Origin of the sequence: Anoxybacillus dikiliensis (assembly GCF_050613275.1) — a bacterium.
Lineage (GTDB): Bacteria > Bacillota > Bacilli > Bacillales > Anoxybacillaceae > Anoxybacillus.
In genome coordinates, this window is sequence record NZ_CP187112.1 from 1597902 (window position 1) to 1620980 (window position 23079).

The 23079-nt window shown below is 42.8% G+C and carries 24 protein-coding genes and 1 pseudogene; 10 read left to right on the forward strand and 15 right to left on the reverse strand.

What is annotated here, in order from left to right:
• Positions 1-215 precede the first annotated feature (215 nt).
• The 3 genes from ACPF7I_RS08360 to ACPF7I_RS08370 all read right to left on the reverse strand — a co-directional run bounded on the left by ACPF7I_RS08360 (position 216) and on the right by ACPF7I_RS08370 (position 3930).
• Positions 216-2696 carry a DEAD/DEAH box helicase family protein gene (locus ACPF7I_RS08360; RefSeq protein WP_430745933.1) on the reverse strand — a complete coding sequence of 827 codons (2481 nt, stop codon included), beginning with the start codon at positions 2694-2696 and terminating at the stop codon, positions 216-218.
• Positions 2689-3015: a nucleoside triphosphate pyrophosphohydrolase gene (locus ACPF7I_RS08365; RefSeq protein ID WP_430743924.1), complete on the reverse strand. Its 327-nt coding sequence runs from the start codon at positions 3013-3015 to the stop codon at positions 2689-2691. Before ACPF7I_RS08365 ends, ACPF7I_RS08360 begins: the two co-directional genes overlap by 8 nt.
• 264 nt (positions 3016-3279) lie before the next feature.
• Positions 3280-3930, reverse strand: coding sequence for an HAD family hydrolase (locus ACPF7I_RS08370; protein ID WP_430745932.1), 651 nt, complete (start codon positions 3928-3930; stop codon positions 3280-3282).
• Positions 3931-4186: 256 nt separating this feature from the next.
• Between ACPF7I_RS08370 and speD the strand changes: the two genes are divergently transcribed.
• A complete protein-coding gene (speD, locus tag ACPF7I_RS08375; RefSeq protein ID WP_430743922.1) occupies positions 4187-4960 on the forward strand; it encodes an adenosylmethionine decarboxylase in 774 nt (257 codons plus the stop codon).
• Here the strand turns inward: speD and bioC are convergent.
• From bioC to ACPF7I_RS08415, 8 genes are all read right to left on the reverse strand, one after another.
• Complete coding sequence (bioC, locus tag ACPF7I_RS08380) at positions 4953-5720, reverse strand: malonyl-ACP O-methyltransferase BioC (protein ID WP_430745931.1); 768 nt, start codon at positions 5718-5720, stop codon at positions 4953-4955. The genes speD and bioC overlap by 8 nt on opposite strands.
• Positions 5713-6393 carry an alpha/beta fold hydrolase gene (locus tag ACPF7I_RS08385; RefSeq protein ID WP_430743920.1) on the reverse strand — a complete coding sequence of 227 codons (681 nt, stop codon included), beginning with the start codon at positions 6391-6393 and terminating at the stop codon, positions 5713-5715. Before ACPF7I_RS08385 ends, bioC begins: the two co-directional genes overlap by 8 nt.
• Positions 6390-7559 carry an 8-amino-7-oxononanoate synthase gene (gene bioF, locus ACPF7I_RS08390; RefSeq protein WP_430743918.1) on the reverse strand — a complete coding sequence of 390 codons (1170 nt, stop codon included), beginning with the start codon at positions 7557-7559 and terminating at the stop codon, positions 6390-6392. Before bioF ends, ACPF7I_RS08385 begins: the two co-directional genes overlap by 4 nt.
• Before the next feature lie 63 nt (positions 7560-7622).
• Positions 7623-8633, reverse strand: coding sequence for a FecCD family ABC transporter permease (locus ACPF7I_RS08395; RefSeq protein WP_430743917.1), 1011 nt, complete (start codon positions 8631-8633; stop codon positions 7623-7625).
• Positions 8630-9604 carry a FecCD family ABC transporter permease gene (locus ACPF7I_RS08400; protein WP_003399501.1) on the reverse strand — a complete coding sequence of 325 codons (975 nt, stop codon included), beginning with the start codon at positions 9602-9604 and terminating at the stop codon, positions 8630-8632. The genes ACPF7I_RS08395 and ACPF7I_RS08400 overlap by 4 nt, the downstream gene beginning before the upstream one ends.
• A 60-nt stretch (positions 9605-9664) precedes the next feature.
• Positions 9665-10597 (reverse strand): iron-hydroxamate ABC transporter substrate-binding protein, encoded by a 933-nt coding sequence (locus ACPF7I_RS08405; RefSeq protein WP_370628018.1) that lies wholly within the window; start codon positions 10595-10597, stop codon positions 9665-9667.
• Positions 10533-11393 (reverse strand): ABC transporter ATP-binding protein, encoded by an 861-nt coding sequence (locus ACPF7I_RS08410; RefSeq protein WP_003399497.1) that lies wholly within the window; start codon positions 11391-11393, stop codon positions 10533-10535. The genes ACPF7I_RS08405 and ACPF7I_RS08410 overlap by 65 nt, the downstream gene beginning before the upstream one ends.
• A 117-nt stretch (positions 11394-11510) precedes the next feature.
• Positions 11511-13832 (reverse strand): putative bifunctional diguanylate cyclase/phosphodiesterase, encoded by a 2322-nt coding sequence (locus tag ACPF7I_RS08415; protein ID WP_430743915.1) that lies wholly within the window; start codon positions 13830-13832, stop codon positions 11511-11513.
• A 206-nt stretch (positions 13833-14038) separates the two neighbouring features.
• Between ACPF7I_RS08415 and ACPF7I_RS08420 the strand changes: the two are divergent.
• A pseudogene (locus tag ACPF7I_RS08420) lies at positions 14039-14569 on the forward strand (protoglobin domain-containing protein); the annotation flags it as partial.
• A gap of 201 nt (positions 14570-14770) precedes the next feature.
• Positions 14771-15328, forward strand: coding sequence for a methyl-accepting chemotaxis protein (locus ACPF7I_RS08425; RefSeq protein ID WP_431019308.1), 558 nt, complete (start codon positions 14771-14773; stop codon positions 15326-15328).
• A 15-nt stretch (positions 15329-15343) separates the two neighbouring features.
• On the opposite strand, the gene ACPF7I_RS08430 is transcribed toward ACPF7I_RS08425, so the two are convergent.
• Both ACPF7I_RS08430 and tnpB read right to left on the reverse strand, forming a co-directional pair.
• Entirely contained in the window at positions 15344-15697 is a 354-nt protein-coding gene (locus ACPF7I_RS08430) for a glycerate kinase (protein ID WP_430743913.1), read from the reverse strand.
• Between the two features lie 34 nt (positions 15698-15731).
• Complete coding sequence (gene tnpB / locus ACPF7I_RS08435; protein WP_430743911.1) at positions 15732-16883, reverse strand: IS200/IS605 family element RNA-guided endonuclease TnpB; 1152 nt, start codon at positions 16881-16883, stop codon at positions 15732-15734.
• 85 nt (positions 16884-16968) lie between these two features.
• On the opposite strand from tnpB, the gene ACPF7I_RS08440 reads away from it, so the two are divergent.
• Both ACPF7I_RS08440 and tnpA read left to right on the forward strand, forming a co-directional pair.
• A complete protein-coding gene (locus ACPF7I_RS08440) occupies positions 16969-17109 on the forward strand; it encodes a hypothetical protein (RefSeq protein ID WP_430746033.1) in 141 nt (46 codons plus the stop codon).
• The gene (gene tnpA / locus ACPF7I_RS08445; protein ID WP_430743909.1) at positions 17106-17504 is read left to right on the forward strand and encodes an IS200/IS605 family transposase; all 399 of its coding nucleotides are present in this window, start codon (positions 17106-17108) and stop codon (positions 17502-17504) included. Before ACPF7I_RS08440 ends, tnpA begins: the two co-directional genes overlap by 4 nt.
• Before the next feature lie 34 nt (positions 17505-17538).
• On the opposite strand, the gene ACPF7I_RS08450 is transcribed toward tnpA, so the two are convergent.
• Together ACPF7I_RS08450 and ACPF7I_RS08455 are read right to left on the reverse strand one after the other, a co-directional pair.
• Entirely contained in the window at positions 17539-18321 is a 783-nt protein-coding gene (locus ACPF7I_RS08450; RefSeq protein ID WP_430743907.1) for a glycerate kinase, read from the reverse strand.
• Entirely contained in the window at positions 18318-18749 is a 432-nt protein-coding gene (locus tag ACPF7I_RS08455) for a hypothetical protein (protein ID WP_430743905.1), read from the reverse strand. The genes ACPF7I_RS08450 and ACPF7I_RS08455 overlap by 4 nt, the downstream gene beginning before the upstream one ends.
• A 117-nt stretch (positions 18750-18866) precedes the next feature.
• Between ACPF7I_RS08455 and ACPF7I_RS08460 the strand changes: the two genes are divergently transcribed.
• The 5 genes from ACPF7I_RS08460 (at position 18867) to ACPF7I_RS08480 (ending at position 23047) form a co-directional block, all read left to right on the forward strand.
• Positions 18867-20099: an aminopeptidase gene (locus tag ACPF7I_RS08460; protein ID WP_430743903.1), complete on the forward strand. Its 1233-nt coding sequence runs from the start codon at positions 18867-18869 to the stop codon at positions 20097-20099.
• A gap of 72 nt (positions 20100-20171) precedes the next feature.
• Positions 20172-21263: a diguanylate cyclase gene (locus tag ACPF7I_RS08465; RefSeq protein WP_430743901.1), complete on the forward strand. Its 1092-nt coding sequence runs from the start codon at positions 20172-20174 to the stop codon at positions 21261-21263.
• 45 nt (positions 21264-21308) lie between these two features.
• Positions 21309-22274 carry a hypothetical protein gene (locus ACPF7I_RS08470; protein WP_430743899.1) on the forward strand — a complete coding sequence of 322 codons (966 nt, stop codon included), beginning with the start codon at positions 21309-21311 and terminating at the stop codon, positions 22272-22274.
• Between the two features lie 14 nt (positions 22275-22288).
• Positions 22289-22549, forward strand: a complete 261-nt coding sequence (locus ACPF7I_RS08475; protein ID WP_430743897.1) for a hypothetical protein — start codon at positions 22289-22291, stop codon at positions 22547-22549.
• Between the two features lie 72 nt (positions 22550-22621).
• Entirely contained in the window at positions 22622-23047 is a 426-nt protein-coding gene (locus ACPF7I_RS08480; protein ID WP_003394638.1) for an Hsp20/alpha crystallin family protein, read from the forward strand.
• Positions 23048-23079 lie beyond the last annotated feature (32 nt).

Consider the following 23079-nt stretch of genomic DNA (forward strand, 5'->3'; position numbering starts at 1 on the left):
ATACCGCTTCTAATGGCACCACTCATGTTTAATCATCCCTAAAAAATTCATATGTCGCGATTATCTTCCGAAGCGATCCTTCGTCTTTGATCGGAAACAGTTTCCTTCCTACACATGTATAGTAGCATTCACGGTGTATAACTGTATTAATTACATCGAGAATGACCTGGTCTTGCCGTTTAAATGTCTTTCTGCAAATTGGACAGCGCAAGTTTTCAAGAATGGAATACATGAACACTCATCCCCTTTGCTTTTCTTATTTCCGAACGCTTCCCCCCACCCCTTCTCTCAAAATACACATGCAACCGATATTCACAAATCTCCTGCGTCCATTGGTGCAAAATTTTCTCATCCTCTCGTGCGATGGAAAAGTTGAGCGTGAAGACGTTGTTATCGAACAAAATGAGTCCGTTTGAGCTACCGCTCCATTTTGTCATCGGCATTTTGGCGATAAGTTTTGCCACTTTTTGCTCGTCGTATTGCCATAATCGCTTCGTTTCACCATCGGAGAAATCGATGCGCTTTCGGTATTCTTTTTCTGTTAAATATTGATGGAAAAATGGTGCAACTTCATTTGGCATAATTGGCAAATGCCAATGTGATGGTCCGCGGTTTAGCATCGCTTGCAAGACGACCATTTTATAGCTTTTCGTCATCGTTGTTCGCTCGACTTCTATAAGCCACGGTTCGTATTTCAAAAACACTTCTTTTTCACGCTCGGATAACTCATCTGCCCAATAAAGAAACCCGACGTACGATTTAAACTCATCGCGATATTCTTTAGCGACGCTGCGGCCGTACAAGTGAAGCTCAAGATACGTCGTGCGGCGGCCGAGTTGTTGTTTTACGTCATAGTAGTCGACTAACAAATTCTCTTTGCGCGGTTGACGTTTCCGACGCATCTCTTCTAATAAATGAACGACGCGAACATCAAAATCGACGACACATCCGTCAGGAACAACGGGGATCACAGACTTTTGTTTTTTCCTTTCCTCTTTTTTCGTATCAAATAGGGCTAGTTTCACATCAGCATTGCGATAGTTTCCGATTAAGTCGATAATGACGCAATACTGTTTTTCTGGATGAAGCCGCAAACCGCGCCCGACTTGTTGGGTGAAAACCGTTAGTGACTCTGTCGGACGAACAAATAAAAGTGTATCGACAGCTGGAATATCGACACCTTCGTTAAACAAATCTACGGTAAAAATGGCGTCTAATTCGCCTTTTTCGAGCAGGGAAATGGCTTCCGAACGCGTAATATGTATTTGTTTTGAGTGTAAGCTTACTGTACAATAGCCGTGTTCATTAAAATAATGAGATAAAAAATCCGCTTGGCGAATCGATGAACAAAACACGAGTGTTTTCGTTTGCTTATGTTTCTCCCAAGCTCGCAAAATATTTTCCGCCACTTCTGTGCGCAGCTGCGCCTGCAATAATTCTACTTCATCATAACGGTTGCCGCGCCAAGCAATTTGTGTATAGTCCGTATCATCGTACACACCATAATAGCGAAATGGTGCAAGCCAGCCGTGCTGCACTGCTTCGATAAAATCAATGCGGTACGCCACATTCCCATCGCAAAGCGCGTACACATCTTTATAATCGTTACGATCGGGCGTCGCCGTAATGCCAAGTAAAAACTTCGGCTGAAAATAAGAGAGCACACGCTCGTACGACTTCGCTGCGGCATGGTGAAATTCGTCAACAATGATGAGATCGAATTCGTCTTGAGCGAACGCTTGCAGATGCTTTTTCATGCTTAATGTAAAAATAGACGCGAACACGACATCAGCTTTTCCTTCTTTCACTTTACCGTCATACATACCAAACGTCTTATCAGGAAGCACTTGCGCAAACGAGCGTCTCGCCTGATGCAAAATTTCTTCGCGATGGGCAATAAATAGCACTTTACTAAAATTACGGGCAAAAAAGGCGGCCAAGTACGTTTTGCCAAGACCAGTCGCCATGACGACCATCGCACGATCGTACCCTTCTTCATATGTAGCCTCGAGTTGGGCGAGAGCCTCCACCTGCGCAAAGCGCGGTTGAATCGCTCCATATGAAACGGTTGGATCATAAACGACTTCCACTTCTTCTGCCGCTGGCACTTCAGTTGGAAGCATCAGTTCCACTTCTTCCAACTTCACCCACTGTCGCACTAAATTCGAATGACGTTGATGATAATCATCGTACTGCTTTTCGTACTCTTTTAACGTTTCCTCGTTTACTTGTACCGTTTGCTCAGCGTAAAAAAGCGTTAAAAACTCGCTCATTACTTCGGCAAAGACGTTTTCTTCGACGCACTTGTGCAGCCCGATGTTCCATTCGATGCCGTTCGTTAAGGCGGAGCGCGATAAGTTGGACGAACCGATAATAAAATAGCCGTCGTTTTTATCTTCAAACAAATATGCTTTCGGGTGGAAAGAAACGCCCTCACTTTTCCATAGCCGAACTTCAATATTTGGATGAATCGCTATAAGTTGGCGCAAAGCTTCAGGTTGGGTGACATATAAATAATCACCAGCGCAAATTTTAATATCAGCTCCCCGCTCCGCTGCACGTTGGAGCGGTTCTTTTATGACCTCCACGCCCGACTTCATTACGAACGACGTCAATATATAAATCGTGGATGAGGTTTCGATATGTTCTTTTAGTTTTTCGATCAAATGGCGTTTGACAAACTCGACTTTACTCATCATGTACCTCGATCAAAAAAATCTTTTCTTGAAAACCTCCTCGTTTTTCCGCTTTTTCTGCCCGAACCGCTTCGACTTGATCAATCGTTACCCCGTGGCATTGGGCAAGTGCATGAACAATCTCTAACAAATCGGCCAACTCCTCTACCGCCGTACGATCATCAGTGGCATTCATGTACTCTTCCAACTCTTCAAACGCTTTTTTTCGCAGCTCTTGGCGGTATTCTTCATTACTTAACGTGCGGACTGTAAACGTCTTTCCTGCTTTTTCGATAACTTGTGGAATCTTATCCCGAACAAGCTTGTTGTAAATAGGCATCGCTCTCTCTCCTCTCCTTTTCCTTTCTCTATTTTACAATATTTCCTACTTTTTTGGAATGACAAAGCTATACTTACGTTCATGTATTCACGATCACACCATCATGTTTGACTACTGTTTTCGAGACTATGTCATTAGATTGCTTTGTTATCATTTTCAGCTCAAAAAAATGGAGCCTTCCGTAAAAAGGCCCCGGTCATTTCGTGGCGATAAGGTTGCTCCTCGTTCATGCTTAATCGAAAATATGATAGTATGCATTGGACATTATCCCATGACTTGCTTGATCACTTCTGTTAAACGTTTTTCCGCCATTGAACTCAATCTTAAAGCGTGTTGTTCAAAGGCTAACGATTGTGTGACTGAGTTAGGTACAACGACACACTTTATCCCTGCTGCTAAGGCAGCTTGAAGGCCGTTTAAAGAATCCTCAAACACTATTGCTTCATCGGGTTGGACACCTAAAGCGTCTAACGCTTTCAAATACAAGTCAGGAGCTGGCTTGATTTTGTCTACATCTTCCCTTGTAACAATGACTTCAAAGTAAGATAACAGATCTAATTTGTTTAAATAATGGATGATCCATTCTTTTTTAGAACTTGAAGCAATGGCTATTTTATATCCTAATTCTTGAGCTTCCTCCAAATATTGTTTTACTCCTTCACGCGCCTCAGGTTTTTCCATTTTCATTTCATAAAATCTAGTAGCTTTCTCCTCAATTTCTTCAATATTACAGCGTTCACCAAGCTGTTGTCGAAAAAATTCATAAAGCGCATCATTTTCTGTTCCAACCGTTTGAACAAAACATTCCAACGGTAAATCCACACGATACGTACCTAATGCCTCCTTAAACGATTCAAACCAAGCTGTCTCTGTATCTATAATTAACCCATCAAAATCAAAAATTACCGCTTTAATCAAAACAGATTTCCCCTTTCCTACAGCTTTTCTAACCCGTTGATTGAAAATGCCATATGACAAAACCGTTTATTTTAATCATACGGTTCACTTGCTTTGTTCATCGCCGACGGATGTTCTTCCTAATTGTTTATTCGATTCCATTATATCACATCGCTTATTTACGTTCGATTAATCACTTCTGATTTACATACATACAACTCCTCATAAATCGACAACATAATAAATAGCATAACTTAAGAAAGGAAGAGCGATCATGAAACTACACGGATTTAACAACTTAACAAAATCGCTTAGTTTTAATATGTACGATATTTGTTACACGAAAAGTGCAAGCGAGCGGGAAGCGTATATTGCGTACATTGATGAAGTGTATAATGCGGAGCGGTTGACGAACATTTTAAAAGACGTGTCAAATATGATTGGAGCGCACATTTTAAATATCGCCAAACAAGATTACGTTCCTCAAGGGGCAAGTGTGACGATGCTTATTTCAGAAGGACCGATCGAAGTTCCAAAAGAAGAACCGCCTGTGCCACAAGCGGTCGTTTGTGCCCTTGATAAAAGTCATATTACGGTACATACATATCCCGAATATCATCCGAACGATGGAATTAGCACGTTTCGAGCTGATATTGATGTCGCAACGTGCGGGGAAATTTCACCATTGAAAGCACTTGATTATTTAATTCGCTCATTTGAAACCGATATTATGATCATTGATTATCGCGTGCGCGGATTTACACGCGATATTTCTGGGAAAAAGCTATTTATTGACCATGATATTACATCGATTCAAAACTACATTCCTGACGACATTCGCAAACAGTACGATATGATTGATGTGAACGTGTATCAAGAACATATTTTCCATACGAAATGTAAATTGCGCGAGTTTGATTTAGATAGCTATTTGTTTGAACTGTCTAAAGATCAACTGACAAAAGAAGAAGCGGACGCTATTACACAAAAATTGCGCATCGAAATGGATGAAATTTTTTACGGAAAAAATATGACGCTACCTAGCTAATGTCGATCCAAATGCAATGGTATGTCGCTCGAATAAGCCCTTGTTCCGAAAAACGTTGTTCATATTCATGCATCATTGTTTTAAATATAGACGGCCTTTGGCAATATCGCCCGGTTGTGCTATTCGTTGCACCGATATGGCGAAGGGATAAGAAAAAGTCGCGTACCGACGGAAAATATTCTACTTCCATGCGCTCATGCCCCCGAGCATAAGGATGCATGTGAAGCCAATCGGAAAACGTCGGAAACGACGGCCCGATGCGAAGCGGCTCATGAATATGTTGTTTCGCTAGCGCATAAGCAAATGAAGTATGCAGCTCGTAAAACGTTCGGTCGCCAAATGTTGAAAACAGAAGTTGTCCCCCCTCGTTTCTTCGCCCGGCGAGTTTGGCGATCGTTTGTTTTGGATTTGTGAACCATTGAAACGTTGCATTCGAAATAATTAAATCGTACGTTTCATACCATGTTGCTTCTTCTACATCTGCGCAAAGCCAAGTAATCGGCGCGTCCCCTAGTCGTTCTTTTGCGGCTTCAATCATGCCTGGGGCGATATCGACAGCTGTTAGCTTCGCATGCGGATAAGCGTTGTGCAACAATTGTGTTACATATCCTGTGCCGCATCCGATTTCTAAAATCGTTTTTGGTGGACGAGCAATGCGCGCCATTAATTCATGCGCCATCTTTTTTTGTACGTTCGCAAATTGATCGTACGTCTTTGCCCGTTCGCTAAATCGCTTTTGCATCAATTGTTTGTCAATCATTTCTTCCACCGCCTAACCACGTTTGAATCATATGAGCGCACGCATGCGGCTGTGTGATATGAGGAGCGTGTCCAACATTTGGCATAAGCATGAACGTACAATGGTTTGTTCGTTCATCTATGTATTGAGCAGCTTGCGGTGGACAAATGCGGTCGCGTTCCCCGTGAATAAGTAACAACGGCACACGAATGCGTTGCAGCTGGTTGCGTACATCTGTTGTAAGCAAGTAGTCTAGTCCAAGCAACAAATCTGGAATATGATGATGCATATACGGAAATGGCTCTGCATCTTCCTTCCCCCATAACATGTCAATAAACGATTGGATCGTTTTGTTTGGTTGGCGTATGAGTTGCGCCTTCATCCGTTCCACAATGCGCGCATGCCACCCCGCATCATAATGTTCTGTCGTCGTAAAGCGGCTCGTACCGCCGATGCATACAAGATGAGTAACATACGGATGCGTCGCAAGCTGCAAAGCAACGAGCGACCCAAGCGACCAACCAATAACGAGCGAAGGGGCGGTTAATGCTTCTTCTGCCTTCGTTAAAAAATGATGAACATCGCGCATACTTTCCCATTCGACGATCGTGACATCCTTTAGCTGAAGCGCCGCGATAAGCGGAGAAAACACATCGCCTTTCATCCCCCAGCCTGGCAACAGCAATACGTTCATGGGATCAACTCCATTTCTTTTCCGACCGCACAAATATGATCAAGCGCCCAATCGACTTGTTCGTTTGTCATCGTCGCCATAAGGGAAAAGCGAATGCGTGCTGTACCTTCTGGAACCGTTGGGGGACGAATTGCAACCGCGGCAATGCCACGTTCACGCAAGCGCGCACTAAATGCGAGCGCCTTCTCGTTCTCACCAACAATGATCGGTACAATGTGCGTCGTGCTTTCACCAATATGAAATCCGGCCTGTTGAAGACGCGTGCGGAAACGATCGCTTAACGCACGTAAATGGTAACGCCGCATTGGCTCTTTTTGTACAACGTCAATCGCGGCATAAATGGCGCCGAGCACACTTGGAGGTAATGCTGTTGTAAAAATGAATGGACGCATCGTATTGATGAAATAATCAATCAAGACGCGTGTTCCCGTTACATATGCCCCATATACGCCAAGCGCTTTGCTGAATGTTCCCATGTGCACGTCAATATGTTGTGCTAGTTGAAGTTCATATGCCATTCCTTCCCCGTTTTCCCCATATATTCCGCTCGCATGCGCTTCGTCAACAACGAGTAAAGCACCGTACGCCTCTTTTAACGAGACGAGTTCGCGCAACGGTGCAACGTCTCCGTCCATGCTGAAAATCGTATCGGTAACAATCATCTTTCGTTTATGTCCCTCTGCTTTTTTTAATAAAGTTTCTAAATGATCGACGTCAGCATGGCGATAGCGCTTCACTTCCGCCCGACTTAATACAGCACCGTCAACGATGCTCGCATGATTCCATTTATCGCTAAAAATCACTGTATCTCGCCCAGCTAAGGCAGACAAAATGCCGACGTTAGCAGCATATCCGCTATGGATGATGAGTGCAGCTTCACATCCTTTCCAGCGGACGAGTTCAGCTTCCGCTTGTTCATATAACGGATGATTGCCGACAACAAGCCGTGAAGCAGTCGCCCCAACGCCGTATCGTCTCGTCGCTTCAACGCTCGCGTGAATAAGCCGTTCGTCATGAGCGAGACCTAAATAGTTGTTTGATGAAAAATTAAGCATCGGACGGCCGTCAATATGTATAAAACAACCGTTGCTTTCTACTTTGACGAATGAACGTCTTTGCGCTTTTTCCTCCAGTTGTTCAATATGTGCTTGCAACTCCTCCCACAATGCACTTCTCCCCTTTTTGTAAACCTTTAAAATAAAAAAGTTTACAATTATCGTACCATATGCTTATTTCTTTTTCCATAATAAATATACAAAATAAGGAGCACCGATCAGGGAAACGAGCACACCGGCAGGGAGTCCATCCGGTTCAACTAAAGTCCGTCCAATTGTATCAGCGAGCAACAATAACGCGCCGCCCATGAGCATCGCAACAGGCAAACTAAGCTCATTGCGCGGTCCGACAAGCGCGCGGGCAATATGTGGTGCCATCAAGCCGACAAATGCAATGCCACCTGTGACCGAGACGGCAGACGCAGCGAGCGCTACTGCCACTAACAACAAAACAAGCCGTTCGCGATCGAGCGACACACCGATGCCGATCGCTACCGGGTCGTTGAATTGCAGCACATTTAAACGAGGCGCTTTATATAAAATGAACGGGACGAGAACGATAAGCCATGGCAATAAAGCGAGGACAAACGCCCAATCGAGCCCCCAAATGCCTCCAGCTAACCATTTCGCAATAAAGTCTACTTTCGTACGATCTGCCCCTGAAATGAGTACAACCATCAAGCCAGAAAACGCCGTCGCAAAACCGATTCCGATTAACACAAGTCGAATCGGTTGAAGTCCTGTTTGTTTATTGTATGACAATATGTAAATCATGATCGCTGTAAGGAGCGCACCTAAAAAAGCAACAAACGGAATGATATAGGCAAACGATGCAGCTTGAATCGGAATAAATAAAAAGAAAAGCGCTACTGCCACACCCGCCCCAGCGTTAATGCCGACAACGCCAGGATCTGCCAAATCATTGCGCATCACAACTTGCAAAATAGCTCCAGATATCGCTAAAGCCATCCCTGCGAGCAACGTAATAGCGATTCTCGGCAGACGAATAGAAAAAAGAACAAATTGTTCTTTAAACGTTCCTTCACCAAAAAGTACAGGAATCAATCGGTCATAAGATAAAGAAGAATAGCCGATTCCCATGCTGATCACGGCTGTTGTACAGATAAACAGAAAAAGAATGAGCAATATGACGCGCTGTTTTTTTCGTAAATAAGGTGCAATCATCGCATGTTTCCTCCTTTGCGCACGACGAAAAGAAAAAACGGAAGCCCCATGACCGCTACAACTGCCACAACAGGCGTCTCATACGGGGCGTGAATCGTTCGTGCGACGGTATCCGCAAACAACATAAACGTTGCCCCAACAATTGCGCTCATCGGCAAAATAAAACGATAGTCTGTTCCGACAAATGAGCGAACGAGATGTGGAATCATTAAACCGACGAACGCTAAGTTTCCAACGAGGGCTACAGAGGCACCGGCTAACATCATCACAACGAGGAAAAGAATCGTTTTTACACGCGTCAGCTGCTGGCCGAGCCCGACAGCTACGTCTTCGCTCATACTTAAAATCGTTAATTGTCTACTTTGCCAAAAAGCGATAAGCATGGCGAAACAAATGAATGGGGTAACGATTTTCAGTTCATTCCATGTCGTTCCCATCATTCCGCCAGCCGTCCACATTGATACGTCTTTTGATACTTTATATATAAGTCCAATGCCCTCTGCGATCGCGTATAAAAAAGTGGAAATGGCTGCACCGGCTAGCACGATGCGAAACGGTGAAAATGACTTTGCGCCGATGCCAAAGACAAGCAAGCCACCGAGCGACGCACCAAGGAAGCAGGCAAATACGGTTTCGATATAGTTTGCGTCAGGAAAAAAAGCAAACATTGCGGCTAACGCGGCGTTCGCCCCTGCTGTCAGTCCGATTAGTCCTGGATCGGCCAATGGGTTTCTCGTCATCCCTTGCATAATAGCACCCGCAACGGCTAACGCGGCGCCCACAACGACAGCTGCCGCTTCACGTGGGAGACGGACTTCATAAATCATCATTGTTTGTTCGCTTGTCTCTGGCGCTGTCATCGCGAGCCATACATCTTTGATTGTCGTCTCTGCAGCTCCGATTACGATAGAAAAAACAAACATCACTAACCATATGCATAAAGCAAATATAAATTTTTTCAGCATATACATCCTCTCTCTTCTCTCACATAAAGAAAGAGGAATTCGCGACGAACTCCTCTTTTTACTACATTACTCCCCTAAAAAGTGCTTTTTGAAAAACTCAAGCTGATACTCTAGCGTAATTGGATCGTTAAAGTAAAATTCTTTTGCGTTTGCTTCAAAGACGCGATTGTTTTTCACCGCCGGAATATTTTTGTACGTTTCTGTTTCTGTAAACGAAAGGTCGCCATCTGCGTTTTTACTGAAGATGACGTAATCCCCTGCAAATTGCGGAAGCACTTCAAGCGAAATCGCGTAATAGCCATCTTTTAGCGCATGTTCTTCTACTGCTTTTGGCATTTTTAATTTCATTTCTTGATATAAAATTTCTGTTCCACGACCCCAATTGTTCCCAAATACATACAATTGCTTATCGAAGTTTTCAATGACCGAAACGGTTGCATCTTCGCCAATTTTCGCACGAATGTCTTCGCCAGCTTGTTGCGCACGCTTTTTGAAGTCATCGATCCATTTTTTCGCTTCTTCTTCTTTATTCAATAGCTTTCCAATTTCTAAATGTTGTGTTAAGTAGTCGACTTTTCCGTACGTATATGTGACAGTCGGCGCAATTTCCTTTAATTTATCTAAGTTTTTGTTTGTTGAGGCAGCGATAATTAAATCTGGCTCCAACTCGATAATTTGTTCTAAACTTTCATCTGTCACTTCTTTTGCATCCTTTATATATGGCTCATAACGTGGGTTCATTTTCGCCCAAGAATCGACACCGACAATTGGAACATCAAGCGCCATCACACTACCTGCTAAAAATGACGATAACACAACAACGCGCTTCGGATTGGAAGGAACTTCAATTGGACCCGTTTCTGATTCATACGTAATCGTTTTCGGTTCATTCGCTTCTTTTGTTGCTTTCTCTTGTTCGTTTTCTGCCGCTTGGTTACCGCACGCACTCAAGATGAGGACGAACAAAAGAAGAATGGACATCATTCGCTTGTTCAACATATGCTACATCTCCTTTTATTAAATGATATGTGATACACATCGGTTTGTTTGTTCGAGGGTCGCGGCCAATTTCTGCGTCAATATGAAACACTTGTCTTAATACATCAGGCGTCATGACTTGTTCGCACGTTCCTGCTTGCACGATTTTCCCATCTTTCATGGCGATCATATAGTCCGCAAAACGAGCTGCTTGGTTTAAATCATGAAGCACCATCACGATCGTGCGCTTTTGTTCGCGATTTAAACGCTGCAACAATTCAAGCACTTCTAGCTGGTGAGCCATATCTAAATACGTCGTCGGCTCATCTAAAAAAATGATATCTGTTTCTTGCGCAAGCGCCATCGCAATCCATACTCGCTGTCTTTGACCACCTGATAACGAATCGACCGGGCGGTGTTTAAATGCGATCGTTCCAGTCATTTCAAGCGCCCAATCAATGACTTCCACGTCCCGTTTCGTCAGTCGACCAAATCCTTTTTGGTAAGGGAAACGTCCGTATGAAACGAGCTCACCGACGGTTAAACCGCTCGGACTTTCTGGGGTTTGCGGCAAAATCGCCATTTTTTGCGCCAACAATTTCGTATGCTCTTGCGAAATTTGTTTTCCGTCTAAAATGACCGCCCCTTCTTGATGACGAATAATGCGCGTCATCGCTTTTAAAAGCGTTGATTTCCCACATCCGTTCGGCCCGATAATCGTCGTTATTTTTTCATCTGGAATATGTACAGTTAACCGATCGACAATGGTTCGCTCCCCATACCCAACAGAAAGCTGTTCTGTGTACAACCGCGGCATATATGTTTACCCCCTCGAACGCCTAGTGAACAAATTGATATTGATAATTAATATCAACAAATTTTAAGTTACATGAATTGATTATCATTGTCAATGATTTTTTTCACAAAACCAACTTCACTCGTCCGGAAGTTGGTTTTGTAAGTACGTGTTTTCAAACGCATCGGCATCAAGCGGCTTTCCGAAAACATATCCTTGAATTTCATCGCACTGCAACGTCTCGAGAATATGAAATTGTGACAGCGTTTCTACCCCTTCGGCGATGACGCGCAATTTTAAATTTTGGGCAAGTACGATAATCGCTTTAACGACTGCCACATCTTCTTTTTCCTTCGTGATTCCGTCAATAAATGGCTTAGCAATTTTTAAACGGTCAATCGGAAATTTACGTAAATAGCTTAACGATGAATACCCCGTTCCGAAGTCATCGATCGAAATGCGAACCCCGAGCTCCTTCAACTGCTGTAGTTTATGAATTGTATATTGTTCGTTAAATACAGCGACGCCTTCAGTAATTTCTAAATCGAGTTGATCCGGCAACAGTGATGTTTGTTGTAAAATGTGATAAATATGTTCCACAAAGTTTTCTTTTAAAAATTGTTTTGGAGAAATGTTGACGCTCATGCGAAGGGAGCGCCCAGTTTGCTCGTTCCATCTTTTTATTTGACGGCACGCTTCTTCAATGACCCATTCCCCAATGGCGATAATTTGCCCTGTTTCTTCAGCGATTGGGATAAAGACGCCTGGTGAGATCATGCCGAGCTTTGGGTGCATCCAGCGAATAAGCGCCTCCATGCCGATTATTTTTTTTGTTTGTACATCAAATTGGGGCTGATAAAACAACACAAATTGCTTCTGCTCAATCGCTTCATAAAGATCCGTTTCAATCATCGTTTTCTGTAACATCGCACGATCCATCTCACCGTTAAAAAACTGATATTGGTTTTTCCCTTGCTCTTTGGCGCGATACATCGCCATATCCGCATGTTTCATTAGCGTATCGCACGTTTCGCCGTCATACGGATACACCGCAACTCCTATGCTAAGCGACACGCGCATATCTAAATGTTGAACGGCAATAAGTTGTTTACTAATGGAGACGATGTCATCGACAAGTTGATACACATCGTGAAGGTGGTATACGGGAGTGACAATGATAGTAAATTCGTCCCCTCCTTGACGAGCAACGATATCTGTAGGACGAACTTTTTGTTTTAATAACTGTCCAATTTCCACAATGAGCTTATCGCCAACGGAGTGCCCAAAATAATCGTTAATTTGTTTAAAACGGTCGATGTCAATATACAGCACGGCAAGCGAATGATGGTGTTGCTTTGCTTGTTGAAGCGCTTCTTCTAACGAATGAATAAAGGCGCGTCGATTCGGAAGGCCTGTTAAAAAGTCGTGATTTGCCGCGTAAGTCAACTGTTCATTTGCCCGTTGTAGTTCGTTTGTGCGCATGGCCACTTTTTTCTCAAGTTCGTGATTTAACGTTTGTAAACATTGAACGAGCTGTCTATTTTCATGCAATGTGAGCCATTGGCGAATGACAACAAAACAAACGGTGACGACAACTCCAGCGATGACAATGTGATCAGATGAAAAACGGAAAAAAGCATAAAAGAGAGGAACAAGGCTCGCATAAGGGAAAAATATTTTCACGTTTGATTTCCATCGTGTCGTTTCTGCCACTTGCGTTGTTATATCTCCTTCTTTGGCATACACACCGGATAAGCCGATAAAAAGTAAACTTATTCCCCAAAGCGGATCAAGCCAAGAGTTAGAAACAAACTCACGCTGCATCATTTGAATGAAATACATCATATCAGAGAAAACAAACAACCCGATTCCGAACAAGTTCAACGTCCATACACGGTTTAAACGTGTTGAAAAAATGAAAAGGAGAAGAAAAAAAGCAATCGCTAAATCAAAAAGTGGATAACTGAACAATACGAGTACATACGCAACCGACACTTGTGAATGAAAAAGAGGCTGAACGACGTACAACCAGCTATATATTGCGAGCATCGTTGTCACAATAAGTGTATCGAATAAAGCTTGCCACATCGTCCATTGCTTTCGTACGAGCATCATCACATAACAAAGTGATGCCATATACAAAAAAGAATTCCCTAAATAAAATACATCGGGCCAACTTGGAAACGGAGGCTCTGCATAACATGAAATCTCATAAAAGCGATATATACTTTCTGCAATGACATAACAAACCGTACTGACGGTTAACGTTCCCCAAAATATTCTCTCCTTCGTGCGAATGCGACGGTGCGCTTTCCATAGCCAGATGGCTGCTAGAAGTGCTCCACCAATGGAAAAAAGTGCACTACTGATCACCCGCATCGAAGGATGAGTGGAAAATGATAATGAGCTATAGTAAGCAACTGTATATGCGATGATGATGCCAAAAGCAAAACGATTCATCACACTCCCCCTTTCTTGTCTCATCATATGCCAAAAGGAAACGAAAAAAATAGGACAAAGAACTATTCCTATTAAAAAATGGGTTTTTTTATTTTTTATTGTTTATTTAGAACAATGTTTTATAAGTTTACAGAGCATTATTGTTCGTCAACTTTCATAGAACGAAATATAATGTGTATATGAAGATCCCAAAGGAGTGAGTTTTTATGTTTTTTTCTAAACGGAAGCAAACACTTTTACCTTTTCACTTAGATGAGCGAGTTGCCTTCGTACATACAGCGGATGATATAAAAGAGCGATTACGCTACATGGGGGTGACAGAGGGCCATTTACAACTATTGCGCGAAGTGAAACCGCTCGTGATGGAGCATATCGATGAGGTGATTGACAATGTACTCGATCATCTGTATTCGTTTCCGCTGTTACAATCGATCGCAAACTCTAAAACGACGCGAGAACGTTTGAAACATGTTTTTATCCAATATATTGACTCTTTACTTTCTGCGACAATTAATGATGATTACATCTCTTTCCGTAAACGGCTTGGCAGCAACCATCATGAGCGGGGCTTACCGATCGAATGGATGATTGCGACGTACGAGGCAATCGCTACATCGCTTATCCCACATTTATTACCATATGCGCAACAAGAAGGCCGCTTCGATAAATGGACGCATACGCTCATTGCTCTTTTTCATCTTATTAATTTCGATTCGCAAATCATTATGAGTGCCTACATGGATGATCGAATGAAAGAGCTAGAAAAATTGAACCAAAAACAAGCAACGATCCATTCACGGTTGCACGATATGGGACAACAGCTTGCTGCTTCGATTGAGCAAACAGAAGCGGGGTTAAGTGAAGCGGAAGAAAAGGCGAAACATGTACGAGCACAAACAGAAATGACAGAACGAAGTAGCCAAAACTTGTCTGCTCTCATGAACACAACGGAACATCAAGTCGAGCAAACGCGCAAAACGTTTGATGAAGTCGTTGGTAAAGTGAACGATGTACTCTCTATTTTAAAAAATTTGTCAAATTCATCCGATATGATTCGAAATACATCTTCTCAAATTCAAGCCATTGCTGATCAAACGAATTTACTTGCTTTAAATGCGGCGATTGAAGCAGCAAGAGCGGGGGAAGCAGGAAAAGGTTTTGCCGTCGTGGCGGATGAAGTTCGTAAGCTAGCGGAATATACAAAACAAATGAGTACAGACATTATTGAAGGGATCGAAACGAATTATCGACAAGTCGAGTCACTTGTACAAAAAATGAATGGGATGAGCCATATCGCAGAAGAAGCAGCTAGTCAAATGGAACAAACAAAAGGGACAATGATCGCTTCGAAAATGGAGCTCGATCACCATATTGACCAGTTCCGGGAAAGCCAGCAACAAATTGATTACATTTTACGTTCTATTGAAGAAGTTCATCGTGTCATGAAACACTTATCTTCCTTATCTGCCGAACTAGTAGAACAGGCAGAATCATAATCAAGCGGTTTTCGACTAAGAAAACCGCTTCACGATTCGTGCGATGTTGCGTGCTTTTGTATAAAGAAGCGTGGTTGCCGAACGCATACATTGTTCTAACGTCATCGGCTTTGTCGCAATCGCATCGCAGCTGACGAAATATGCGTATAGCTTGTCAAAGCCGTCACCGAGACTTCCTGACAGCAAAAAGGCAGGAACGTGATATTCGTTCGCTAACTGTGCGACATAAAATGGTACTTTTCCATATAATGTTTGCTCGTCGCTTTGTCCTTCACCAGTAATAACGATATGGGCGTGCTTCATTTTTTGTGGCAGTTGCACCGTTTCGCCGACAAGTTGCGCCCCGCGTATTAATTTTCCACCAAGCATTGAACTACCGCTAGGCTAAAGCCATAGCGGATTCCTACGAACACCGAAGCCCCCTTCGGTTATTTAGTAGGCGATCCCCACAGTTCCTGCGGTTAAGAAGCCTAATGGCTTCGTTTTTAATATTGATACTTGCGTTCACATCTCGGTCGTGATGAGTATGGCACACAGGACATGCCCATTCACGCAAAGCAAGATGTTTCACGTCTTTGTTTTGATAGCCACAGCACGAACAAAGCTGACTGGATGGAAAGTTTTTTGCTACGGTGACAACTTGTTTTCCGTACCATCTAGCTTTGTATTCGATCATAGCTTTAAACGTTGACCAAGATACTTCTTGAATCGCTTTTGCAAGGTTGTGATTTTTTAGCATATTAGCTACCGACAAATCTTCCATCCCGATGATGTCGTGGTTTTTGACAATCTCGGTGGAGGTTTTGTGTAAGTAATCATGTCGTGCATTTGTCATTTTTTCGTGCAATCGTGCAACTTTTATTCGTTGCTTATCCCAATTCGAGCCACCTTTTTTTCGTCTGGAAAGAATACGTTGTGCTTTCGCCAGCTGTTCTTCTAGCTTACGAAGCCATTTCGGGTTGGCGTACTTTGTTCCATCAGAAAGAACGAATTCCTTCAACCCAACATCGATGCCAACGGCTGAACCCGTTTGAGGCAACGATTGCACGTCAGTTTCAACCAAAATGGACACAAAGTATTTCCCGCTCGGATTTCGTCTAATCGTGGCAGACAAGATACGCCCTTCTACTTCACGACTTTTCGCCAAACGAACAAGACCAAGTTTAGGTAGCTTGATGTGTTGATCTAGCACAGCAATATTCCCGTTTGTATGCTTAGTTGTATACGATTGCACAGCATTCTTTTTAGATTTAAAGCGCGGTTTGTCGTTTTGCTTTTTAAAAAAGCGATCGTACGCATCATCCAGATGTTTGAGTGAAGATTGAAGTGCAATACTATCCACTTCTTTTAACCAAGTGAATTCTTTTTTCAATTGTGTCAATTGAGAAGAGCAAGTTTTATACGTGAGTCCTTTGCCCGTTTGTTTATAAGCATCTTCCCATTTCGCCAAAAAATAGTTGAATACAAAACGAGAGCAACCGAATGTTTTCGTAATTAATACTTCTTGTTCTTTATTTGGATAGATGCGAAATTTGTACGCTTTGTTGACCAACATTGACTTCACCTCCTTTTGTATATATACTATAAGTATATATTTTATTACTAGCATATGTCAAGAATATATATATTAGGAGGGTGAAATGATGGAACGTGTGCCAAAATTAATTAAGTTTCCTGTCGATTTAGTCTTTCGAATTGAGGAATATCGAAAGAAAAATAACATTTCAACTTTTGCAGGTGCGGTTTATGAGCTGATTCGCAAAGGCCTAGAAAAGCAATGAAGTATATTTCCGAAAATCACAGTAAGCACTTGCTTATGTGTCACTTAATATTTGTTTGCAAATATCGAAAAAAACTCTTGTCAAAGGTGGGTTGTGACATGAAAGCTGAAATCGAATGTATCGCCACTCATGACGGTTGGCAAATTGTCGAACAAGAAATAGATCAAGATCATATCCATATCCTCATTCGTCACTCTCCAAAGTGGAGTATTCTTGAAATTGTTAGGTTGTTGAAACAACTTACAACTTATCGCATATGGCAAAAACACGAAGCGTACTTATGCCGACATTTTTGGAAAGAGCGTACCTTTTGGAGTGATGGCTACTTTTCATGTAGCATCGGGAATGTTAGCAAAGAGACTATTCAAAAATACATTCAAACACAAGGTAGTTAGGGCTTACATCCCCTAGCCTAAAGGCATAGGGGTTTTACGCCCAGTCATATAAAAAAGCAAATCCTAATCCCCCTGCCGCTCCCGCTCCATTCTCTTGTGCATAAAAAAGATTTGTTTGTTGTTCGATTTTTTGTGCATACGTATGTAGCCACTGATCTAATATGCGAACCGTTTCATGATCCGCCCCTTTTTGCGGACCGAATATGTATGAAGCACCGTGCTCGCCATACAGCGGATTATCGACATCACAAGCAACGAGAAACTCACTTTCATACACACGTCGATCAACCGATGTCATATCGACGTGTGCAATATGAGGGAGCGAAGACGGCATCGGGGGCAACCGTTCCCCGTATGCGTTTGTAAATGTTGCGCCAAGTGCACATAACATCCCAAATCCTCCGTCGTTTGTGCTGCTTCCCCCAAGCCCGATGACAAAACGGCGATAGCCTGCCTCAAGCGCTGTCATGATCACTTCGCCTACACCGTACGTTGTCGTATGGAGCGGATTTCTTTTTTCATCTGGAACGAGCGGCAAGCCGATGACTTGTGCTACTTCAATAACCGCTGTATCACCGACAACACCGTATGCTGTTTGCTGCGTATCAAAAAGTGGGCCGCGGGCCGTTACAGATTGAACGAAGCCGTTCATCGCTGAAACGATCGCTTCCATCGTCCCTTCGCCCCCGTCTGCCATCGGAACGGTCGTAACTGCCGCTCCGGGATACTCATCGGAAAACGCTTTTTTGATCACGGTACACACATCATGTGCCGATAAACTTCCTTTAAATGAATCTGGTGCAATGACAACTTTCATTTCGCAACAACCTTTTTCAATATATTTTTTCCTTCTTGGCGAACGAACAAAACCGTTATCGTTGTTCCACGTTCACATAAAAACGATTCGTTCGCCGTCATCATTTCATAATCTCGATAAGGGGAACGATATATATCAAATAAAAACGACGTTTCATTTACCCACCGAATGAAAATGATGTCGGCAAAATATTCTCCATTGACGTATGAAAGTGCTGAACCGTCTTTTCGTTCCATTGAAATGAGTTTCTTTTCCCCCTCGATTTCGCAAAACGCCACTCCAACATCGTCACCGGCACAAAAGCCAATCATCGGCTCGTTCGTCGTGAACGTCAGCGTCTCTCCCTTCACTTGCACATCAACTGTTCGTTCATAAGCACGAATAAATATGCCTTCAACATAAAATAATTGTTGGTCACCACATTCCATAAGTCATTCCCTTCCTCGTTATGTTCCTTCCTTCATCATAATACAAGTGAAAATGTTTTCACAACATCATCCGTTTTGTTAAAATGATATTATGCTTTACGATAAGGAGGTTTTGTTATGTTAGAAAAACAATTACAAAAATATGCAGAATTAGCTGTGCGCGTTGGTGTCAACATTCAACCGGGACAAACGTTGTTTATTAACGCTCCGCTTCCGTCCGCTCCGCTTGTACGTAAAATTGCTCAAAAAGCATACGAAGCGGGAGCAAAACATGTGCATGTGGAGTGGAACGATGAAGAAATAACGTACATAAAGTTTAAACATGCGCCCGAAGAAGCACTTCATGAATACCCATCATGGCTTGCTAAAGGACGAGAAGAAGTGGCCGAAAAAGGTGGGGCGTTTTTAAGCATTTATGCACCAAATCCGGACTTATTAAAAGATATTGATCCTTCACGGGTGGCCGCAGCAACAAAAGCGGCAAACGTGGCGCTGCAAAACTACCGTAGCCGCTTAATGGCCGATCATAACTGTTGGTCATTAATTGCTGTGCCGACACCAGCATGGGCAAAAAAAGTGTTCCCACATATGAGCGAAGAAGAAGGAATGGCTGCATTATGGGATGTCATTTTCCAAGTGACGCGCGTCGATCAAGACGATCCGATTGCAGCCTGGAAAGCGCATAATGAAAAATTAGCTCGCATCGTTGATTATTTAAACAATAAGCAATATAAACAGCTCATTTATGATGGACCAGGAACAAACTTAACAGTTGAACTGCCAGATGGACATATTTGGGCTGGCGGTGCAGCGAAAAGTACAGACGGCATCGTATTTAATCCGAATATGCCAACAGAAGAAGTGTTTACAATGCCTCATAAAGATGGAACGAACGGGGTCGTTCGAAATACGAAACCGTTGAACTATGGCGGCAATATTATTGACGGCTTTACGCTTACATTTAAAGATGGAAAAGTCGTTGACTTTACGGCAGAAGTCGGCTATGACACATTAAAACATTTGCTTGATACAGACGAAGGGGCTCGCCGATTAGGAGAAATTGCGCTCGTGCCGCATCAATCTCCAATTTCACAATCAAATCTCGTATTTTATAATACGTTATTTGATGAAAACGCGGCCTCGCATTTAGCGCTCGGAAAAGCGTATCCGACAAATATTGAAGGTGGAACGAATATGCGCACCGAAGAGTTGCTTGAGCGTGGGGCGAACGATAGTTTAGTGCATGAAGATTTTATGATCGGTTCTCATGAATTGAACGTCGACGGCGTCACAAAAGACGGTGTTCGCGAGCCGATTATGCGAAACGGCGAGTGGGCCATTTCCATTTAAACAATGTTGCGGCGTTTGTCCGCAACATTTTTTTTCGTTCGCATATATTGTCAAAGAGAGGAGGAGCGGACGATGTTTAAGCAATTTATTGCGAATAGCGGCATACTTATTGCTGGATTTTATTTGATTAGCAAGTTTTTTCCTTCTAACATTCATAAACAATCCCCTTTGCATATGCGCTTGCTTGTTGGGGCTTTTTGCGGTTTATTAAGCATTGTGCTTATGTTTTTTTCTATCCCACTCGGACATGACGTCATTTCTGACCTACGCCACGTGCCACTTGTTGTCGTAAGCTATTACGGCGGTATGCCGAGCGCGCTGGCGGCAGGCATCATCATGGGAGCAGGACGTTTTTTGTTCGGCCATACGATTGCATCGATCGTTGCTTTTTTTACTTCTCTTGCCATTGCGATCGGTTGCGGATGGATTAGCCAGCAAGTGAAGCGACATATAACGATCACAACGTTTTGGATGAACGTCTACAGCATGTGTCTCATTTCACTTGCTTTGTTTATTAACATCCCAGATAAACACATATATACGCAAACACTTGTTGTTTTTTGGCCGATTTCGATTGTCGCTACATATGTAGCTGCGAGTATTTGTAAAGATATTCGCCAATCAAAAGAAATGTTGCAACATTATAAACAATGGGCAACGACTGATTTTCTGACGGGGCTTTATAATGTTCGTCAGTTTCATACGTTATTTGGGCAACATCTCGAGCAAGCAAGACAGGAAAACAGCTGTTTATCTCTTATTTTATTTGATATTGATCGTTTTAAATACATTAACGACACATATGGGCATGATGGCGGGGACGTCATTTTACGTGATCTTGGAGAACTGATCCGCTCGCTCGTTTCGAAAAACGGTATGGCTTTTCGCAATGGCGGGGAAGAATTTTCAATATTGCTTTCAAGCTGTGAACATGAAGCGGTGACATTTGCCGAACATATTCGAACAACGATTGAACGTCATCCGTTTTTCGTACAACAACAGATGGTGCATATTACGGTTTCCATCGGCATTTCTGTTTTCCCAACGCTTGCAACAAATGAAGCAGAGCTATTTAAGCAAGCGGATACCGCTTTGTATGAAGCGAAGCAACAAGGACGAAATCGCACCATTGTATATAAAAAGGAATACTTGCATGAAACGTAAAACTATACGACAATAAAAGTAAAAACAATTAAAGGAGCGAAACAAATGAAACAACGATCGAAGCTACTCATTTGTGCGACGGCTGTCGCTACATTGCTTTCGGCATGTAACGAACAAACGACAGCGCCAGCGAAACAGCCTGTCGAACATAAACAAGAAGCAAAAGAACAAACACCGCCAAATTTAACACCAGTCGAAAGCACAAATCAATCGTTTACGATTTCATTATTACCAAAATTCAGTTTAGAAGCTGAGGAACCAGGAAAAGATGTCGTGATGCATGAAAGCGAACAAGACCAATGGATGCGTATTGAATTGTTGCCGAAAGAAGCGAAAGATCAGATGGAAACGTATGCAAAAGAACGGGCCATGGCCGTCTCTGAACAAGCGACACCGTTTGAAGGCACAATACCGTTTGAAGATGCGATCGTATATGAAGCGCCTGTCGATAACGATGTCGTTTATATCGTTGGGGTAACGGGAGATGCGCCAATGTTTTTAACGGTGTTTACAAAAAAAGAGGAAAATTGGTTGGACACGTTTATGACGATGGCCAAGACGATTGAACGGAAAAAAACTGAAACGAATGAACAAACGAAAGAACAATTTTTCACATACAAAAGCAGCAATCAACCGTTTCAAGCAAATATTTTAAACGGATATATGGCTGAGGCAACCGAGCCAGGAAAAGATATGATTTTCCTTGATGAAGAAAAAGCGTCGATGACTGTCGAGCTCATTGATGAGGGGGCAGACTGGTCTCTTGTCGCTGAGCAAGCCGAACAATATGTGAAAGCAAGCAGTAAAGATGGACATGTCGAGAAAATAACATGGACGAAAGGAGCGCGTTTAAACGGATCAGACGTATATAAAAGCGCGATTGAAGATGGCGAAGTATACGTGTTTGTCGTAAAAAATGGAACGCCGATGCGGCTGACGATTTTTGTACAACAAGAAAATGAACTAGATCCGTTTTTACAAATGGCAGAAACGGTTGAACGGATTGATTAAGGGAGGGGCTTGTTTTGGAGCTGCTAGACGCATACCGGTCGTTATGGTCGAACCGTTCATTGCCCGCAACAGAAAACGAAGCGGAGAACGTGTTACTCGATGCCATTCGACGTGATTTACTAGATGAAATGACGCATCCGCGCTTAAGAAAGTCACCTTATGAAAAATTTTCGTTAGCTATAAAACGCATTGCAACATCATCGCTTGATGCGAAACAACAATACGAACTCGTTCGTTTATACGTACAGCAATTGGAAAACTTGCCTTCCCGTTAAGGCAAGTTTTTTGTATAATATCCTGCCGTTTGCAAAAAATACGTATCGAATATGATACGAGGAGGCTTTAAGATGGATCCATTTCGTTCATTGGATGTGATGCGCCGGGATGTTGAACGTATGTTTTCAAACTTCCCTTCCCTGTTTTCGCATATTGACGATGCTTTTCGTATGCCGCGGGTCGATGTGCATGAAAACGAAAAAGAAATGATTGTTACTTGCGACATCCCGGGATTAGAACGAAAAGAAGATGTCGATATTCATATTGATCATCAAACGTTGTCGATTAGCGGACAAGTGCGTAAACAACACGATATACACGACGAGCATATGCATCGGCAGGAACGGTTTTACGGGAGATTTTATCGCACGATCCCTCTCCCTTCCCCTGCAGCGCACGAAAACGTACAAGCATCGTATAAAAATGGGGTGCTTGAAATTCGCATCCCGAAAGCCCAAGCGGACGGCAAAAAACGAATTGACGTGCAATTTCATTAAACACCGGCAACTCGCCGGTGTTCTTCGTGAAA

Coding starts and splice junctions, on each gene's coding strand:
- ACPF7I_RS08360 (WP_430745933.1), bottom strand. CDS start 2,696: ATGAGTAAAGTCGAGTTTGTCAAACGCCATTTGATCGAAAAACTAAAA.
- ACPF7I_RS08365 (WP_430743924.1), bottom strand. CDS start 3,015: ATGCCTATTTACAACAAGCTTGTTCGGGATAAGATTCCACAAGTTATC.
- speD (WP_430743922.1), top strand. CDS start 4,187: ATGAAACTACACGGATTTAACAACTTAACAAAATCGCTTAGTTTTAAT.
- bioC (WP_430745931.1), bottom strand. CDS start 5,720: ATGATTGACAAACAATTGATGCAAAAGCGATTTAGCGAACGGGCAAAG.
- ACPF7I_RS08385 (WP_430743920.1), bottom strand. CDS start 6,393: ATGAACGTATTGCTGTTGCCAGGCTGGGGGATGAAAGGCGATGTGTTT.
- ACPF7I_RS08395 (WP_430743917.1), bottom strand. CDS start 8,633: ATGATTGCACCTTATTTACGAAAAAAACAGCGCGTCATATTGCTCATT.
- ACPF7I_RS08400 (WP_003399501.1), bottom strand. CDS start 9,604: ATGTATATGCTGAAAAAATTTATATTTGCTTTATGCATATGGTTAGTG.
- ACPF7I_RS08405 (WP_370628018.1), bottom strand. CDS start 10,597: ATGTTGAACAAGCGAATGATGTCCATTCTTCTTTTGTTCGTCCTCATC.
- ACPF7I_RS08410 (WP_003399497.1), bottom strand. CDS start 11,393: ATGCCGCGGTTGTACACAGAACAGCTTTCTGTTGGGTATGGGGAGCGA.
- ACPF7I_RS08415 (WP_430743915.1), bottom strand. CDS start 13,832: ATGAATCGTTTTGCTTTTGGCATCATCATCGCATATACAGTTGCTTAC.
- ACPF7I_RS08425 (WP_431019308.1), top strand. CDS start 14,771: ATGAACACAACGGAACATCAAGTCGAGCAAACGCGCAAAACGTTTGAT.
- ACPF7I_RS08430 (WP_430743913.1), bottom strand. CDS start 15,697: ATGCTTGGTGGAAAATTAATACGCGGGGCGCAACTTGTCGGCGAAACG.
- tnpB (WP_430743911.1), bottom strand. CDS start 16,883: ATGTTGGTCAACAAAGCGTACAAATTTCGCATCTATCCAAATAAAGAA.
- ACPF7I_RS08440 (WP_430746033.1), top strand. CDS start 16,969: ATGATGGAACGTGTGCCAAAATTAATTAAGTTTCCTGTCGATTTAGTC.
- tnpA (WP_430743909.1), top strand. CDS start 17,106: ATGAAGTATATTTCCGAAAATCACAGTAAGCACTTGCTTATGTGTCAC.
- ACPF7I_RS08450 (WP_430743907.1), bottom strand. CDS start 18,321: ATGAAAGTTGTCATTGCACCAGATTCATTTAAAGGAAGTTTATCGGCA.
- ACPF7I_RS08455 (WP_430743905.1), bottom strand. CDS start 18,749: ATGGAATGTGGTGACCAACAATTATTTTATGTTGAAGGCATATTTATT.
- ACPF7I_RS08460 (WP_430743903.1), top strand. CDS start 18,867: ATGTTAGAAAAACAATTACAAAAATATGCAGAATTAGCTGTGCGCGTT.
- ACPF7I_RS08465 (WP_430743901.1), top strand. CDS start 20,172: ATGTTTAAGCAATTTATTGCGAATAGCGGCATACTTATTGCTGGATTT.
- ACPF7I_RS08470 (WP_430743899.1), top strand. CDS start 21,309: ATGAAACAACGATCGAAGCTACTCATTTGTGCGACGGCTGTCGCTACA.
- ACPF7I_RS08480 (WP_003394638.1), top strand. CDS start 22,622: ATGGATCCATTTCGTTCATTGGATGTGATGCGCCGGGATGTTGAACGT.